General features: G+C 69.8%; 1 protein-coding gene. It reads right to left on the bottom strand.

What is annotated here, in order from left to right; translation table 11 throughout:
• On the bottom strand, window positions 1-902 hold a 902-nt coding region (locus tag NQ160_RS24120), incomplete at its 3' end, for a cytochrome c biogenesis CcdA family protein (RefSeq protein ID WP_257517499.1).
• Between the last annotated feature and the right edge of the window lie 182 nt (window positions 903-1,084).

The following is a 1,084-nucleotide window of genomic DNA, read 5'->3' as shown; positions in this document are numbered from 1 at the left end:
CGCAGATCCGCCAGGTCGATGCCGGCGCCCTCCGGCGTGTTCAGCCACGCCTCGATCCCCCGGATGCCGGGGGCGGTGCCGCACGACTCCAGCTCGGTCGCGCCGTTGGTGCAGTTGTCGAGCTCGCGGTTCTCGTCGGTGACGATGCCGCCGAGGTTCAGGGCGCGCGCGGCATCCTCGTTCTCGGTGAGGTCCCGCTGCAGGTCGGCGGTGTAGTCGGGCACGAGCCGCTGCAGCAGTTGCGGCACGTTGAAGACGAGGCCCACGGCGAGGGCGAGCATGGCGACGCCGGCGGCGATGCGCAGTCCCCGCTCGCGGGTGCGGAACGCGCGGATCCGCTCGATGAGACCGCGCCCGGCGAGCGCGAAGGCCAGCAGGGGCAGGGCGACGCCGATGGCGAAGGATGCCGTGAGCGCGACGGTGTCCACGCCGATCTGTCCGGTCGCGCCGGCGACGATGATCGCCGCCAACACGGGTCCCGCACACGGCACGAACACGGCGCCGAGCGCGAGCCCCACCGCGAAGCCGCTCCCCCTGTTGGCGACTTCGCGGCGGGGCAGCCATTGGAACGGCTTCTCGAGCAGCTGCTCGACCCGAGGAACCAGCAATCCGACACCGATGAGCACGAGCACCGCGATGCCCACCCAGCGAATGACGTCCTGCGGCAGGTTCAGCGCCCCGAGCAGCAGCGAGCCGGCGAGGGTGACGAGGGTGAAGCTCGTCACCAGCCCCGCGATGACGAGGTAGGGGCGGCTGCGGCGGGCGGGGATGACCGTGGCATCCCCCTCGAAGCGCGCGGACTGCGCGCCTCCGGTGAGGAAGATGACCGGCAGCACCGGGAGGATGCACGGCGAGATGCCGGTGATGAGACCCCCGAGCAGGCCGATGACGATGAGCTCCATGGGTCCCCGTTTCTGTCGGGGGTTCTTCGTGCCGGCGGATGGATCGGATTGTTTCCCATCCGATCGGGCGACCGCTCCGAAGAGGTGTCATGGCCGCAGTCCTGGCGGCTTCCAAAACCGGAGGACATCATGCTCAGCAGCAAGAAGAAGATCACCGCAGCTCTGACTCTCACGCTGGCGAG

It is taken from the genome of Microbacterium sp. zg.Y909 (genome assembly GCF_024626565.1).
This window is presented reverse-complemented; position numbering and strand designations above follow the sequence as displayed.